The 14,858-nt window shown below is 61.5% G+C and carries 13 protein-coding genes and 1 tRNA gene; 10 read left to right on the top strand and 4 right to left on the bottom strand.

All coding sequences use genetic code 11. The features are described from left to right. Positions 1–209 precede the first annotated feature (209 nt). From GR197_RS05845 to GR197_RS05855, 3 genes are all read left to right on the top strand, one after another. A complete protein-coding gene (locus GR197_RS05845) occupies positions 210–1,226 on the top strand; it encodes an iron ABC transporter substrate-binding protein (RefSeq protein WP_164007500.1) in 1,017 nt (338 codons plus the stop codon). Between the two features lie 62 nt (positions 1,227–1,288). Next, the gene (locus tag GR197_RS05850) at positions 1,289–2,953 is read left to right on the top strand and encodes an ABC transporter permease (protein ID WP_164007502.1); all 1,665 of its coding nucleotides are present in this window, start codon (positions 1,289–1,291) and stop codon (positions 2,951–2,953) included. Next, positions 2,950–3,987, top strand: coding sequence for an ABC transporter ATP-binding protein (locus GR197_RS05855; protein ID WP_164007504.1), 1,038 nt, complete (start codon positions 2,950–2,952; stop codon positions 3,985–3,987). Before GR197_RS05850 ends, GR197_RS05855 begins: the two co-directional genes overlap by 4 nt. A 101-nt stretch (positions 3,988–4,088) precedes the next feature. Here the strand turns inward: GR197_RS05855 and GR197_RS05860 are convergent, their stop codons facing one another. From GR197_RS05860 to GR197_RS05870, 3 genes are all read right to left on the bottom strand, one after another. Beyond that, positions 4,089–5,423 (bottom strand): glucoamylase family protein, encoded by a 1,335-nt coding sequence (locus tag GR197_RS05860; RefSeq protein ID WP_164007506.1) that lies wholly within the window; start codon positions 5,421–5,423, stop codon positions 4,089–4,091. A gap of 366 nt (positions 5,424–5,789) precedes the next feature. Next, positions 5,790–7,232, bottom strand: a complete 1,443-nt coding sequence (locus GR197_RS05865) for a M81 family metallopeptidase (protein WP_164007507.1) — start codon at positions 7,230–7,232, stop codon at positions 5,790–5,792. A gap of 386 nt (positions 7,233–7,618) precedes the next feature. Further along, positions 7,619–7,693, bottom strand: a tRNA-Gly gene (locus GR197_RS05870). A 255-nt stretch (positions 7,694–7,948) separates the two neighbouring features. Between GR197_RS05870 and GR197_RS05875 the strand changes: the two genes are divergently transcribed. The 4 genes from GR197_RS05875 to GR197_RS05890 all read left to right on the top strand — a co-directional run bounded on the left by GR197_RS05875 (position 7,949) and on the right by GR197_RS05890 (position 10,549). After that, positions 7,949–8,458, top strand: coding sequence for a prolyl-tRNA synthetase associated domain-containing protein (locus GR197_RS05875; protein ID WP_164007510.1), 510 nt, complete (start codon positions 7,949–7,951; stop codon positions 8,456–8,458). Positions 8,459–8,515: 57 nt separating this feature from the next. Further along, a complete protein-coding gene (trxA, locus tag GR197_RS05880) occupies positions 8,516–9,490 on the top strand; it encodes a thioredoxin (protein ID WP_164007512.1) in 975 nt (324 codons plus the stop codon). 174 nt (positions 9,491–9,664) lie between these two features. Next, on the top strand, positions 9,665–10,351 hold the full coding sequence (locus tag GR197_RS05885; protein ID WP_204330091.1) for an LON peptidase substrate-binding domain-containing protein: 687 nt from the start codon (positions 9,665–9,667) through the stop codon (positions 10,349–10,351). Between the two features lie 9 nt (positions 10,352–10,360). Beyond that, positions 10,361–10,549: a Trm112 family protein gene (locus GR197_RS05890; protein WP_003589705.1), complete on the top strand. Its 189-nt coding sequence runs from the start codon at positions 10,361–10,363 to the stop codon at positions 10,547–10,549. A 17-nt stretch (positions 10,550–10,566) separates the two neighbouring features. Here GR197_RS05890 and GR197_RS05895 read toward each other — a convergent pair whose 3' ends face one another. Then, entirely contained in the window at positions 10,567–11,781 is a 1,215-nt protein-coding gene (locus GR197_RS05895; RefSeq protein WP_164007515.1) for a ubiquinone biosynthesis hydroxylase, read from the bottom strand. 84 nt (positions 11,782–11,865) lie between these two features. Between GR197_RS05895 and tesB the strand changes: the two genes are divergently transcribed. From tesB to GR197_RS05910, 3 genes are all read left to right on the top strand, one after another. After that, on the top strand, positions 11,866–12,750 hold the full coding sequence (gene tesB / locus GR197_RS05900; RefSeq protein WP_164007517.1) for an acyl-CoA thioesterase II: 885 nt from the start codon (positions 11,866–11,868) through the stop codon (positions 12,748–12,750). 221 nt (positions 12,751–12,971) lie between these two features. After that, positions 12,972–13,322 (top strand): P-II family nitrogen regulator, encoded by a 351-nt coding sequence (locus tag GR197_RS05905; RefSeq protein WP_164007519.1) that lies wholly within the window; start codon positions 12,972–12,974, stop codon positions 13,320–13,322. Positions 13,323–13,347: 25 nt separating this feature from the next. Further along, positions 13,348–14,712, top strand: a complete 1,365-nt coding sequence (locus GR197_RS05910) for an ammonium transporter (protein WP_164007521.1) — start codon at positions 13,348–13,350, stop codon at positions 14,710–14,712. Positions 14,713–14,858: the final 146 nt, after the last annotated feature.

A 14,858-nucleotide genomic window follows, 5' to 3' on the forward strand; every position in this document is an offset into this window, starting at 1 on the left:
GTCTCGGAACCGCTGCACACTTTCGGGCGACATGCACGGAACGTCGTTCTTTTGGCCAATCGCGATTTATTCCACTGTAATATGAAACATTTAGTCAAGATATTGTGATGGCTTTTTCGGGCAAGCCAAACTTGAAATCTTCAGTCAGGAAAAATATACGCCTCTCATCACCCGTGGAGACCTCGGGTGACATCGCCACGGAGGCCATTATGAACATTGCTTTTAGCCGTTTTTCCCTTGCGCTTGCCGCTTCGCTTCTCTCCGCCACCGCGCTCACAGGCAGCGCCAATGCGCAGGACGAAAGTCTCGTCGTCTACAATGCTCAGCATGAAAGCCTGGGCCGCGAATGGATCGATGCCTTCACAAAGGAGACCGGCATCAAGGTCACCATGCGGCAGGGCAGCGACATGCAGTTCGCCAATCAGATCATCCAGGAAGGCGACGCCTCACCTGCCGATGTGTTTCTGACCGAGAATTCGCCGGCGATGACGCTGGTCGATGGCGCGGGCCTCTTCGCCCCCATCGAAAAGGAAACGCTGGATCAGGTTCCCGACCAGTATCGCCCGGCCGACGGGATGTGGACCGGCATTGCCGCCCGCACCACGGTTTTTGCCTATGACAAGACGAAGCTCACCGAAGACAAGCTGCCGAAATCGATGCTCGACCTCGCAGATCCGGCCTGGAAGGGCCGCTGGGGCGCGTCACCAGCCGGCGCCGACTTCCAGGCCATCGTCGCTGCGCTATTGCAGCTCAAGGGTGAGCAGGCGACTGCCGACTGGCTGAAGGCTCTCAAGGAAAACGCCACGCCCTACAAGGGCAACAGCGTCGCCATGAAGGCCGTCAATGCAGGCGAAGTCGAGGGTGCGGTCATCTATCACTATTATTGGTTCGGCGATCAGGCCAAGACCGGCGAAAACAGCAAGAATGTCGGCCTGCACTACTTCAAGAACCAGGATCCCGGCGCCTTCGTCAGCGTTTCGGGCGGCGGCATCCTGAAGTCCACGCAGCACATGAAGGAAGCCCAGGCTTTCCTGAAATTCCTCACCAGCAAGACCGGCCAGACGGTTCTCAAGGATGGTGACTCCTTCGAATATGCCGTCGGCAAGGACGCGGCCTCCAACGGCAAGCTCACGCCGCTCGGCGATCTCAACGCGCCGAAAGTCGAAGCTTCGACGCTCGACAGCAAGAAGGTCGTCGAGCTGATGACAGCCGCCGGCCTGATCTGACCTTCTGCCGCAGGCGACTTCCGGCCAAAACTATTGCTTTTGGCTCAAGAAAACCTTAGGGCATGACGAAATCCGGCAACCGCTCTTCCAAAGCGGTTGCCTTCCTTTTTCAGCGTGTAAAGGCATCGGCCTTGCTGCAGGACAACAGATTGCTCGCATCCGGCAACGCCGCCCCGGTCGCGCCGAGGGCGCGGATGGGTTTGCCGCGCCGGCCCATGCCGCACGCTTCCGTGGTGCTGCTGGCAACCGTCGCCGCGATCTTCAGTCTGGTGCCGCTCGGCTTCATCGGCTGGGTCACCTATGATGTCGGCTGGGAAACGGTAAAGGCCCTGGTCTTCCGGCCGCGCGTCGGCGAACTGCTCGTCAACACGGTTCTGCTGGAATCGCTGACCATTCCGCTATCGATCGCGCTTGCCGTGACGCTTGCCTGGCTGACCGAGCGAACCGACATTCCTTTCGCGCGGCTCTGGGCCTGGCTTGCGATCGCCCCGCTCGCCGTGCCTGCCTTCGTGCACAGCTATGCCTGGGTCAGCCTCGTGCCCGGCATGCGCGGCCTGCAGAGCGGCGTCTTCGTCTCGGTGATCGCCTATTATCCCTTCCTGTACCTGCCGGTCGCCGCGGCGTTGCGCCGTCTCGATCCGGCGATCGAGGATGCCGCGGCTTCGCTCGGTCTCAATCCCTGGCGGGTCTTCTTCCGCGCGGTGCTGCCGCAGCTCCGGCTCGCCATTTGCGGCGGCTCGCTGCTGATCGGGCTGCATCTGCTGTCGGAGTACGGCCTGTTTGTGATGATCCGGTTCGACACTTTCGCGACGGCGATCGTCGACCAGTTCCAGTCCTCCTACAACAGCCCTGCCTCCAACATGCTCGGCGGCGTGCTCGTCGCCTGCTGTCTTTTTCTGCTTGGCTTCGAGGTGCTGGTGCGCGGCAACGAACGCTATGCACGCGTCGGGTCCGGCTCGCCGCGTCCGACAGACCGGCGGCGGCTCGGCTGGTTCGTGGCGCCGGCCGTTTTTCTGCCTGTCGCCCTGGCGGTGCTGACCCTCGGCGTGCCGCTGGTGACGCTTGGCCGCTGGCTCTATCTCGGCGGCACCGAGATCTGGCGCATCGACGTCGGCAGCGCCTTCCTGCAGACGATCGTGCTTGCCATTGTCGGCGGCGTGCTGGCGACGATTGCCGCAGCACCGATGGCCTGGCTTTCCGTGCGTGCGCCCGGCCGCTTGCAGCGCGTGCTCGAAGCCTGCCATTATTATGTCGGCTCGCTGCCGGGTGTCGTCGTTGCGCTGGCGCTGGTGACGATCACCGTGCGTCTCGTGCTACCCCTCTACCAGACCTTCGCAACGCTGCTCGTCGCCTATGTGATGCTTTTCCTGCCCCGCGCCATGGTGGGGCTGCGCGCCAGCATCGCCCAGGCGCCGGTGGAGCTGGAGCGCGCCGCGATGGGCCTCGGCCGCACGCCCGGCCAGGCGGTGCGGCAGATCACCATGCGGCTTGCCGCACCCGGAGCGGCGGCCAGCGTCGCGCTCGCCGCCCTCGGGATTACCAATGAACTGACGGCGACCCTGATGCTGTCGCCCAACGGTGTCGATACGCTTGCGACGAAATTCTGGTCGCTGACCAGCGAGATCGACTATGTTTCGGCTGCGCCCTATGCCTTCATGATGATCGTGCTGTCGCTGCCGCTCACGCTTATGCTCTATACCCAATCGAAACGGACTGCCGGCCAATGACGCTGCTTACGATCGAAAACATCAGCAAGCGCTATGGGCCTGTGCAGGCGCTGAAGGATATTTCGCTCGATGTCCAGGCCGGCAGCCGCACCGCCGTCGTCGGCCCGTCCGGTTCGGGCAAGACGACACTGCTGCGCATCATTGCCGGCTTCGAGCAGCCCGATGTCGGGAGAGTGACGCTCGATGGCGAGGTGCTTGCCGACGGCCCCGCGACGGTGCCGGCTCACAAGCGCGGCATCGGCATCGTTTCGCAGGACGGAGCGCTGTTTCCGCACCTAAGCGTCGCCGAAAATATCGGCTTCGGCTTCGAGCGGGGTGCGGCCGATCGCGAGAAGCGTATCATCGAGCTGCTCGATATGGTCGAGCTCGACCGCGGCATGTTGGTGCGGCGCCCGCATCAGCTTTCCGGCGGCCAGCAGCAGCGCGTGGCGCTTGCCCGCGCGCTTGGCCGCAAGCCGCGGCTGATGCTGCTCGACGAACCTTTCTCGGCACTCGACACCGGGTTGCGTGAGAACATGCGCAAGGCGGTTGCGCGCGTTCTCAAGGCGGCCGGCATCACCACCATTCTGGTTACGCATGACCAGGAAGAGGCGCTGACCTTTGCCGATCAAGTCGCGGTGCTCAGAGAAGGACGGCTGGTTCAGTCCGGGTCGCCGCAATCATTGTATCTGCATCCCAGGGATCGCGAGACGGCACTGTTCCTCGGCGATGCCGTGCTGCTTCCCGCCATCATTCGCAACGGCCTGGCCGACTGCGCGCTTGGCCGCGTCGCCGTCGAAGGCAGCCGTCAGGGCAAAGCGGAGATCATGCTGCGGCCCGAGCAGATCCGCGTCGTTGCCGATGACAGCGATCACAATCATGGCGGACGTGTCGTCGAGGTGGAGTTCGGCGGCGCGGTCTGCACGGTTGCCGTGTCGCTCGACGGTGTTGCGCTGCCGCCGATCCTGATCAAGACCTCGAGCGTCGCGCTGCCGGCGCGAGGCGATCTCGTTCGGCTCGATATCGCCGGCAAGGCGCATGTCTTCGAAAGCTGAGTGAAAGCGTCGCGCGTCCGAGGACGCGCAGAACCCCCATCACTTCTTGTTTTAACGCAATTCCGGACGGAAAACCGCTTCACACTTTTCCTGGAATTGCTTCAGCCGAACCTGCGCACCACGTCTTGCGGCTCGATGCCTTCGAGCCAGCCGCCGGTAAAGCCGGCGCGCTCGAGCCCATGCCGGATGGCCGGCGATTGCCGCATCAGCTTCCAGATGAAGTCGGAGCGCTCGTTCTCGATGGTCATGACGAGAAGGCCCTGATCGATGCCGACGGTGCGGTCGTCGACCCAGCCTTCCGGCCGCTTGGTCTTGACTGTCGGGTTGAAGCCGCCGGGAAAGCCGCCTTCCAAGAGCAGGTTCGGGTAGCTGGTCAAAAGTGCCTTGGTGCCGTCCATAGCTGCCTGCCGGTCGTAGGGTAGGCAGGCAAGGGCCGCCCAAGGTGCGATCGTGCCGTCATCCGGGCCGAGTGGGGCGCCACGGGCGGCATAGCCCAGAACCTTCGGCTGGCGGCCGCCGCGCATGCGCCGCGTCGGCGGCGGGCCGTCGCAGGCGGAGAAACCCCAGATATTCTTGTTATAGCCGACGAACTGGCCGGGATTGCGCTCGGCATAATCACGCTGGACGTCGATGACCACTTGGGTGTTGCGGAAATAATCCCAGTTCCGCTCCGCCATCGGCTTGTCCTGAATGCCGCGGAAATCGATCCAGGCATGGGAGAACAGGTGGATGAACAGCGGCCCGGCATAGAGATAGGACTGTTCGCCGTGCAGCATCCAGGAATAGCTTGACGTGAAGGCGTCGTAGCAAGACTGCGGGATGGGGTGCGTCGGCGATGCGAGCGCCAGTGCGTAGAGGATGATCGCCTCGTCGAAGCCGTGATAGCGCCAGCGCAGGAAGCCGGAAGAGGGCTTCCAACCCATGGCAATGGTGTCGCCCTTGTTCAACGCCCAGCGCCAATCGACGCGCTCGTAGATGAAGGTCGCGAGCTCACGAATTTCCGTTTCCGTCTCGTCGTCTTCGCGGTTGAAATACTGCGCCGATGTCAGGATGCCGGCGACCAGCAGCGCCGTATCGATGGTCGACAGCTCGCTGTTCCAGGCGCGATGGCCGGTATCCATATGCAGGAAGTGGTAGAAGAAGCCGCGGTGGCCGGTGGCGTGGCGTTCCTCGCCCTGACGCGCCTCGGCGAAAAACCGCAGCGTATTGACCGTGCGTTCGGCCGCTTCGGCGCGGCTGATCCAGCAACGCTCGACCCCGACTGGATAGGAGGACAGGGCAAAGCCGACGGCTGCGATACTTGCCGGCACGCCGCCGATAGAGGTATCGGCCACCAGGCCATTTTCGGGATTGGAATATTTCAGGAAGTACTTGAATGCCGAATGCTGCAGCCTGTCGACAAGCGCTGCATCAATATCTTCAATCCGTTGCAGCATAGGCTCCTACCCAACTGTTGCATCGCCCCATGCTTGAACATGGCGACCGTCCCCCGGCAAATCAAACCTTTTTGATTCGCAGGGATAAGAGAACACAAATGGGCAGAAGTGGTCGTTAATAATTATCCGTGAAATAATATCTAGCAGAAGTCATATAAGCAGTGCAGCAAAAGCAGCACTTACGCGCCGGTCCGCGGCCGTTGTTTCCTGCTATATTTGTTCCTCCGATCTTCCGTGGAGCGGGTGATCGCCGCTCAATCGCATAGGCTGGTATGAGGCGTCGGAGTCTCTGCTGAGCGCACCTACCCCGCGGTGTCGTGCCGCGAGGCCGTGAAGATGGGACACGCCTCTCGCCGATCGGTCGTCTCAAGTCCCCGCCGAACGCGCCGACAGGAAGACCTGCGGCTCGAAGGCAAAATCCTTGTCGAAGGGATAGGTCGGATGCTGCTTGCGCAGCCGCGGCAGGCGCTCGACGAACTGATCGACGACACCGGTCGAGAGCGCCATCAGGCTGGGATTTGCGATCGGCGCCAGCTCGGGAGAGAGATAACCCGATTTGACGACAATGATCCTCGCCTTGTGCGGATCGAGGCCGAGCCGGGTGAAATCGGCGATGTTGTGATAGGGCCGGCGTTTGGCGGACAGTACGAGATCGATGCCATCGATCGAAACGACCGCCTGGCGGTCGGCGGGTTCGGCGGTTTCATGCAGGAACTCGACGATGAAACGAGCATTGACCGGCTTGCTGCCCTCGCTGTCGAGTGAAGCGCCAACGCTGAGGTCCAGTTCGGCGCCCACGCCTGCGGCATAGCAGGCCTCGGTTGCTGCCTTGTCGGTGATGCCGGCGAAGACGACGCCGGCAGCACCCCTGCCGATCAGCTCGGCCAGCACGTCGGCCCGGTCCCCAACGCCGCCGCCGGTCGGGTTGTCACCGGATTCGGCGAGCACGACGGGGGCGGTCGGGCTGGCAATGGCTCTCGCGACGCATTCCTCCAACGAGCCGGTCTCGCAGCCGAAGACAAAGTCTTCGCGCGCGTCCCAATAGGCCCTGGCGAGACGTCTGGCCTCGCGCTCCATTACCGCGTGGTCGGTGCCGGTGATGATGGCGGCGGCCGTGGCGCGCGGTTCGTCGGCCCAGACATAACCAACCATCAGCGACGCATCCCAGATGCCATCAATCGTATCGATGTCGGGCAGCATCTCATAGAGGCTTTTCGCCGGCTCATCGACGGTGCTGGTGCGCTCGCCGGGCAGCACGACCGGGACCGGCGCCCAGAGAACAACCGGCGTTACGCCAGTCTTCAGGCTCTTCACCAGCATGGAGACCGAGCGGCGCATCGTCTCCTCGACATCGATATGCGGCGCAGTGCGGTAGGTGGAATAAATATCGAGCGCATCGATAATGCGCTGGGTGACGTTGCCATGCAGGTCGTAGCTTGCCGACACCGTGCAGGCTTCGCCGACCAGCGCGCGGGCCGCACCAATCCAGTCGCCTTCGGCATCCTCCATGCCCTCGACATACATGGCGCCATGCATGGCGAGGTAGAGACCGTCCAGCGGCAGCAGCGGCTTCAGCCGCTCGAGAAATTCGCCCTTGAAGGCCTCGTAGGTGGCGCGTGAAACCGGGCCGCCGGCAATGGCGCGGGCATGGATCGTCGGCAGAAATTCGGCCTCGTAATCCTTGAGAAAGGCGAAGTAGGGTGATGCCAGCAGTGCGTCCCCGCGCAGCACGCGAAAATCCTTCTCCTCGTTCAGGACGGGATTGTAAGTGCTGCATTCGATATGAATGCCACCGACGGCGATACGCATGGGGAAACCTCAGATGATGTTGGGAGCAATCAGGAAGGTAGGGGCCGCAATGCCGGCGGCGCCCTGGACCTTGAGGCCAGTGCCGTCGTCAAGAATTTCGCCGGTCATCTGACACCAAGTGCGGGATTGTCGCAAGCCGTGCGGCCAATCTCATTGAGTGCGCCATCTGCTCCTGCCGATCACGATGATCGGAATGTCATTTTACGTGTCGAGGCCAAGCAGGGAGGCGTTGCTATGCAGCGTGTCGTCGAATGCATGCAAGATCGCGTCAAACACGGCGGTTTACGCGCTCCGGCCGCGAGGAGCACACGCGCGGATCGGCAAACACTCCTAATAGGCACCTTGCACGGCAAAGGTGCACTAAGGGTTCTGAAATTTAGAGAAACTGGAGCGGGCGAAGGGATTCGAACCCTCGACCCCAACCTTGGCAAGGTTGTGCTCTACCCCTGAGCTACACCCGCTCAATCCGCATCGGTCCGGGGTAGTTGTTGGACCGTGGGCGCCGCCTCGCGGCGACCGGCGCTATATGGCCTAACGGGTTTTCAAATGCAACAGGGAAATGACGGAGAGCCGAAGAAAAATTCTCCTGCTCACGCGGACCGGGCGGAAAGGCCGCAAATGCGGGGTAAAGCGTCGGCCGCAAAGATTGCCAAACGATGTCGACGGACTTAATCAAGACGCCTTGTCTTTTTCCCTTCCTATCCAATGGATTGCCCATGTCCGAAAATGTCCCGAAGACCAGAGAAGAATTGTTTGCCTTTCTCGATGGGCTCGGCATTGCCCATAAGACCGTCGACCATGCGCCGGTTTTCACCGTGGCGGAATCGGTTGCGCTGCGCCACGAGATCCCCGGCGGCCACACCAAGAACCTGTTCGTCAAGGACAAGAAGGACAGGTATTTTCTCATGACCGTCGAGGAAAATGCTGCCGTCGATCTCAAGCAGGTGCATAATGCCATTGGCGGATCCGGCAGGGTCTCCTTCGGCAGGCCCGAGAAGTTGATGGAATATCTCGGCGTCATTCCCGGCGCGGTCACCGCATTCGGCGCGATCAACGATACGGCGGCGAATGTCACCTTCGTGCTCGATGCCGATCTGATGCGCGAGGAGATCATCAACTGCCATCCGCTGTCCAACGATGCGACGACATCGATTGCGAGCGCCGACCTCATTCGTTTCATGGAAGCGACCGGGCATAAGCCGCTTGTCTTGAAAGTGACGTCCTGACATACGATTTTAGCGCTTACAATGAGGCCGGCAAGATCGGCGCGGCGGGAGATACCTATGAGCGGCAGCGACAACCCCTATAACGGTTCCTTCGGAAATCAGATGACGGCGACGACAAGCTTCGGCGCCACCCCGGAACCGGCGGCTGCAGCCGGCAGCTACATCACCGACACCACGACCGCGAATTTCGGCAAGGACGTCATCGAGGAATCGCGCCATCAACCGGTGCTGGTCGATTTCTGGGCGCCCTGGTGCGGCCCGTGCAAGCAGCTGACGCCGGTGTTGGAGAAGGTGGTCAACGAAGCCAAAGGCCGTGTCCGGTTGGTTAAGATGAACATCGACGACCATCCCTCGATTGCCGGCCAGCTCGGCATCCAGTCGATCCCGGCAGTTATTGCCTTCGTCAACGGCCGCCCCGCCGACGGCTTCATGGGTGCAGTGCCGGAAAGCCAGATCCAGCAGTTCATCGACCGCATCGCCGGCCCGGCCGGTGCCGATGAGGCGGCCGAGATCGAAGCCGTGGTTACGGAAGCAGCAGAACTGCTGGCCGCCGGCAACATCAACGAGGCCGCTCAGCTCTACGCCGCGGTGATGCAGGCCGATCCGGAAAATGCCAAGGCGATTGCCGGCATGGCCGAATGCATGATCGCCGCAAACCAGCATGAGCGGGCGCGCGAAACTCTGACTGATCTGCCGGAAGAGCTGGCGAAGGACGCCGGCATTCAGGCCGTACTGAAAAAGCTCGAACAGATCGAGGAAGCCCGCAAGCTCGGCGATCCCGTTGCGCTCGAACGTGACCTTGCCGTAAACCCCGACGACCATGAGGCGCGGCTGAAGCTCGCCAAGATCCTCAATGTCGAAGGCCGGCGCGACGAAGCAGCCGAGCACCTGCTGCTGATCATGCGCAAGGACCGCGCCTTTGACGATGACGGCGCCCGTCGCCAGCTGCTGCAGTTCTTCGAGGTCTGGGGCTTCAAGGATCCGGCGACGATTTCGGCCCGGCGCAAGCTTTCGGCGATGCTGTTCTCGTAACGCGCCGCGGGTTCGACAGGGCGGCAAGGCGTTGGATCGTTTTGAATCCGCGCCTGATCCCGTTGGAAATCGATTCGGATTTTTGGGGCGATGCGCTAAGTTTGGAGCATCGGCCCTTGCGTTTTCGGACGGGGGCACCACATTCTCGTGAGGACGGGCATGCCCGTTACCAGAATGCGGGACGGTTTCATGCAAGTCGGGAATGCCAGATACCTGAAGCCGGGCGATCTGCCTGATACAATCGCCGTCTTTCCCCTGACCGGTGCCCTCCTTCTGCCGGCCGGGCAGCTTCCGCTCAACATTTTCGAACCGCGTTATCTGGCGATGCTGGATGCTGCACTAACGGGAAACCGGCTGATCGGCATGGTGCAGCCGGCGCTCGGCGAACACGAAGACAAGGGCGGCGATCCGAATCTTGCCGCCGTCGGCTGCCTTGGCCGCATCACCTCCTTCGCCGAGACTGGCGACGGCCGCTATATCGTCTCGCTGACCGGTGTCTGCCGCTTTCGGCTGCTGGGAGAGAAAGCAACCAGCGACCCGTTCCGCACCTTCCGAATCGCGCCGTTCATCGCCGATCTCTCGGCCGCGAACGAGGAGGAGGCGGTCGACCGCGCAGCGCTGCTGACTGCCTTCAAGGCCTATCTCGATGCCAACAAGCTGGAAGCGGACTGGGAGAGCGTCGAGCGGGCGAGCAATCTGACGCTTGTCAATTCGCTGGCGATGATGTCGCCGTTCGGACCGGCTGAAAAGCAGGCGCTGCTGGAAGCGCCCGATCTGAAGACGCGGGCCGAAACGCTGATCGCCATTACCGAGATCGTGCTGGCGCGCGTCTTCGGTGACTCCGACACGGTTCTGCAGTAGACTTCAGCCATGGACGAAAAACTCAGCCGCGTCGATCCAAAGCTGCTCGATCTGTTGGTCTGCCCGCTCTCCAAGGGCCGGCTTTCCTATGATCGCGAACACAATGAGCTAGTCTCGGAAAAGGCGCGGCTTGCCTATCCGATCCGCGATGGCATTCCGATCATGCTGGTGTCCGAAGCCCGCCGCCTCGACGAATAGACCGCTTTAAATCACCGTTAAATGACTTGGCCGGCCAGCAGCCGCGGATTGTCCTTTGCCGTCGTTCCAGCTGCCTGGCCGATGAAAAAAGACTTGAGGCGCGGCAGCCGGTCGACGATGCCGAGGCCGACGTCGCGGGCGATGCGGATCGGTGTTGCGTCGTTGGAGAATAGCCGGTTCAGCACATCCGTCGTCACGCCCATACGGAAGGTGTCGAAGCGGCGCCAGGTCTGGTAGCGTTCGAGAATGTTGATCGATCCGATATCGAGGCCGAGCCGATCAGCCTCGACGATCGTTTCGGCAAGTGCCGCTACATCCTTGAAGCCGAGATTGAGGCCCTGGCCTGAGATCGGGTGAATGCCATGGGCGGCGTCGCCGGCCAGCGCGAAACGTGGTGCGACGAAAGCGCGGGCCAGCGTCAGGCCGAGCGGGAAGGCGCGTTTGTCGCCGATGATTTTCAGCGCCCCGAGCTTGTGGCCGAAACGGCGTTCGAGTTCTTCCTCGAAGACCAGGTCGTCGGCGGCAACCAGCCGATCGGCATCGTGTGTCCGCTCTGTCCAGACCAGCGAAGAGCGATTGTTCTTGAGCGGCAGGATGGCGAAGGGACCGGCCGGCAGGAAATGCTCTTCGGCGCAGCCATCATGCGGCCGCTCATGTTCGACCGTGGCAACGATGCCCGACTGGCCGTAGTTCCAGGTAACGGTCTTGATGCCGGCGAGATCGCGCAGCGTCGAGCGCACGCCGTCGCAGGCAACCAACAGCCGGCTCTCCAGCGCGCTGCCATCCGAAAGCGTGACGGTTATGTGGCTGTCGTGCGTCTTCAGCTCCGTGGCGCTGAGCCCGTGACGGATGTCGATGCCGAGCCGCTCGCAGACGCCGCGCAGCGCTGCGACCATGGCAACATTCGGGATCATGTGGGCGAAAGGCTGGCCTTCCGCCGCTTCGCCGTCGAAGGTGAGAAAAACCGGGCGCACCGGATCGGAGGTCTTGGAGTCGGTCACGATCATTTTGGTGATCGGCTGGGCGTCCGGCTCGATCTCGTTCCAGATGCCGAAGACCTCGAGCATCTTCGCCGCCGCCGCGATGACGGCGGAAGCGCGTGTGTCGTTTTTCCAGACATGCTCCGGGGCCGCCTCGACGACGACGACATTCAGATGGGGGGCTGCCTGTTTGACCGCGACAGCGGCGGAAAGGCCGACATAACCACCGCCCACAACCAGCATGTCCAGCATCGCGCCGCTCCCGTACCCTGTGCCTCAGATGTGACCTATATAGATCATCGCAACTTCACTTCCTACCGCCGGGAGACATACAAAATGATGCGTGAGACGATCGGGTCTTCGGCAATGGAGACACTGCTTTCGACGCTCGACCTGGAGCCGATCGAGGTCGATATCTTCCGTGGGCGCAGCCCGCAGGCCGGTTGGCAGCGGGTTTTCGGCGGCCAGGTGATCGGCCAGGCGCTGATGGCGGCGCAGCGCACCATCGAAGGCGAGCGTTTCGTCCATTCGCTGCATGCTTATTTCATGCGGCCCGGCGATCCCTCGGTGCCGATCATCTACCAGGCGGAGCGCATCCGCGACGGATCGAGTTTCAATACGAGGCGCGTCGTCGCCATCCAGCACGGCAAGGCGATTTTCACGCTGTCGGCCTCCTTCCAGGTGGACGAGCCGGGCTTCGATCACCAGATCGTCATTCCCGATGTGACGATGCCCGAAGCGCTGCTCGGCGAACAGCAGATCAAGGAGCAATATCTCGCGCATGCGCCGGAGGCGATCCGCAAATACTGGCAGCGCGAGCGGCCGATCGAGATCCGTCCCGTCTCGCTGACGCATTATTTTTCCGACAAGAAGCTCGAGCCCAAACAGGACGTCTGGGTACGCGCCACCGGCCCGGTTCCCGACGACCGGCTCTATCAGGCGGCCGTGCTTGCCTACCTCTCGGACATGACGCTGCTCGATACGTCGCTTTATGCACACGGCACCTCCATCTTCGATCAGAGCCTGCAGGTGGCGAGCCTCGATCATTCGATGTGGTTTCACAGGCCCTGCAAGCTCGACGACTGGTTGCTCTATACGCAGGACAGCCCCTCGGCTTCGGGTGCCAGAGGGCTGACCCGGGGTAGCCTGTTTACCCGATCGGGTGAGCTGATTGCCTCTGTCGCCCAGGAGGGTTTGATTCGGAAAAAGGCAAATGAATAAAAAATATGCATCTTTTTAAAATTGCGCATTATTTGTGCGATTGATGGCCGGTCATTTGCCGGTCATTTGCCTGTTTATTGGCGCGCGGTATTATAATCTTTATTTTTCAATAAGTTATTCCATGCCTCGAATCTGGCACGTCCCTTGAATGTATATCGTCGGTCGCTGTTCAGGAACGTCAGCGGCAAGGAGAGTCGGCTCCGCGCCGAGGATAACGAAGGATGGGAAACCAGATGAAAATTGTGATGGCTATTATCAAGCCGTTCAAGCTCGATGAGGTCCGCGAAGCTCTTACGGCGATCGGCATTCAGGGGCTGACCGTGACCGAAGTGAAGGGCTACGGGCGCCAGAAGGGGCACACCGAAATCTATCGCGGCACCGAATATGCGGTCAGCTTCCTGCCGAAGCTCAAGATCGAAATCGCCGTTGCATCCGAACTCGTCGACAAGGCTGTTGAAGCCATCGCGGCAGCGGCCAAGACCGGTCAGATCGGCGACGGCAAGATTTTCGTCTATTCGATCGACCATGCCGTGCGCATCCGTACGGGCGAAACCGATTCAGAAGCGCTGTAAGCGGCAGATCAAGGAGCTTTTTCCAATGTCAATTTCGAAGTTTTCTTCCACCTTTGCGCGGATTTGCGCAGCTTCGGCAGCGCTTCTCGCGCCGGCCGTCGCTTTCGCGCAGGAAGCTGCACCGGCTGCGGCTGCCGCTGCGGCTGCAGCACCGGTGCCGGACAAGGGCGATACTGCCTTCATGTTCATTTCCACGATCCTTGTGCTGTTCATGCTGGTGCCCGGCCTGGCACTCTTCTATGGCGGTCTCGTTCGCACCAAGAACATGCTCTCCGTTTTGATGCAGTGCACGATGATCGGCGCGGTCGTTATGCTGATCTGGGTGATTTACGGTTATTCCTTCGCTTTCGGCGGTTCGGACAGCCCCTATTGGGGCGGCACGGCCAAGATGTTCCTTGCCGGCGTTTCCACGGCAACCACGGCTGCAACCTTCTCCAAGGGCGTCGTCATTCCGGAATTCATCTTCATGTTATTCCAGATGACCTTCGCAGCGATCACGCCTGCCCTGATCATCGGGGCCTTCGCCGAGCGCATCAAATTTTCGGCTGCAGTTCTCTTCTGTGCACTTTGGGCGACTTTCGTCTATTTTCCGATCGCGCACATGGTCTGGGATTCGAACGGCATGCTCTTCAAGATGGGCGCGCTTGACTTCGCAGGTGGTACGGTCGTCCACATCAATGCCGGTATCGCCGGTATCGTTGGCGCTCTTCTGGTCGGTAAGCGCACCGGCTACGGCAAGGACATGATGGCACCGCATTCGATGACGCTGACCATGGTCGGCGCCTCGATGCTCTGGGTCGGCTGGTTTGGCTTCAACGCGGGCTCCAACCTCGAAGCCTCCGGCGGTGCGATGCTTGCAACGGTCAACACCTTCATCGCGACCGCAGCTGCCATCGTTTCCTGGTCGCTCGTCGAAACCCTTGCTCGCGGCAAGGCGTCGATGCTCGGCGGTGCTTCCGGCATGGTTGCGGGTCTCGTTGCCATCACGCCGGCTGCTGGAATCGCCGGTCCGATGGGCGCGATTGTCATGGGCCTAGCCGTTTCGCCGCTTTGCTACTTCTTCGTATCCGTCGTGAAGAACAAGTTCGGCTATGACGACACCGCAGACGTCTTCGGCGTACACTGCGTGGGCGGCATATTCGGCGCTATCGCAACGGGCGTCTTTGCCAGCGCGTCGCTCGGCGGCGTCGGCTATGTCGAAGGTGTGACGATGGGAAGCCAGGTCGTTGTTCAGCTCACTGCCGTTCTCACCACTATCATCTGGTGCGGCGTCGGTTCGGCGATCCTCTACAAGATCGTCGATGTCGTCATCGGCCTGCGCGTCAGCGTCGAAGCCGAGCGCGAAGGTCTCGACCTCGCGACCCACGGCGAAGCCGCCTACCACTCGTAAATCAGCTTTGCGGCGCCTGGCTTAAGGGCGCCGCTCCACAGCCCGTCGCGGCCTATCTAATCATAGACCGCATTTGGCCCGGACCCCTCAAAGTTCGGGCTTTTTTTATTTCCCTGTCGCGAATGCACGTCCAGGCGTGCATGGTT

The sequence above is a fragment of the Rhizobium phaseoli genome, from assembly GCF_010668805.1.
GTDB classification, from domain to species: Bacteria; Pseudomonadota; Alphaproteobacteria; order Rhizobiales; family Rhizobiaceae; genus Rhizobium; species Rhizobium phaseoli_A.

Coding starts and splice junctions, on each gene's coding strand:
- GR197_RS05845 (WP_164007500.1), top strand. CDS start 210: ATGAACATTGCTTTTAGCCGTTTTTCCCTTGCGCTTGCCGCTTCGCTT.
- GR197_RS05850 (WP_164007502.1), top strand. CDS start 1,289: ATGACGAAATCCGGCAACCGCTCTTCCAAAGCGGTTGCCTTCCTTTTT.
- GR197_RS05855 (WP_164007504.1), top strand. CDS start 2,950: ATGACGCTGCTTACGATCGAAAACATCAGCAAGCGCTATGGGCCTGTG.
- GR197_RS05860 (WP_164007506.1), bottom strand. CDS start 5,423: ATGCTGCAACGGATTGAAGATATTGATGCAGCGCTTGTCGACAGGCTG.
- GR197_RS05865 (WP_164007507.1), bottom strand. CDS start 7,232: ATGCGTATCGCCGTCGGTGGCATTCATATCGAATGCAGCACTTACAAT.
- GR197_RS05875 (WP_164007510.1), top strand. CDS start 7,949: ATGTCCGAAAATGTCCCGAAGACCAGAGAAGAATTGTTTGCCTTTCTC.
- trxA (WP_164007512.1), top strand. CDS start 8,516: ATGAGCGGCAGCGACAACCCCTATAACGGTTCCTTCGGAAATCAGATG.
- GR197_RS05885 (WP_204330091.1), top strand. CDS start 9,665: ATGCGGGACGGTTTCATGCAAGTCGGGAATGCCAGATACCTGAAGCCG.
- GR197_RS05890 (WP_003589705.1), top strand. CDS start 10,361: ATGGACGAAAAACTCAGCCGCGTCGATCCAAAGCTGCTCGATCTGTTG.
- GR197_RS05895 (WP_164007515.1), bottom strand. CDS start 11,781: ATGCTGGACATGCTGGTTGTGGGCGGTGGTTATGTCGGCCTTTCCGCC.
- tesB (WP_164007517.1), top strand. CDS start 11,866: ATGATGCGTGAGACGATCGGGTCTTCGGCAATGGAGACACTGCTTTCG.
- GR197_RS05905 (WP_164007519.1), top strand. CDS start 12,972: ATGGGAAACCAGATGAAAATTGTGATGGCTATTATCAAGCCGTTCAAG.
- GR197_RS05910 (WP_164007521.1), top strand. CDS start 13,348: ATGTCAATTTCGAAGTTTTCTTCCACCTTTGCGCGGATTTGCGCAGCT.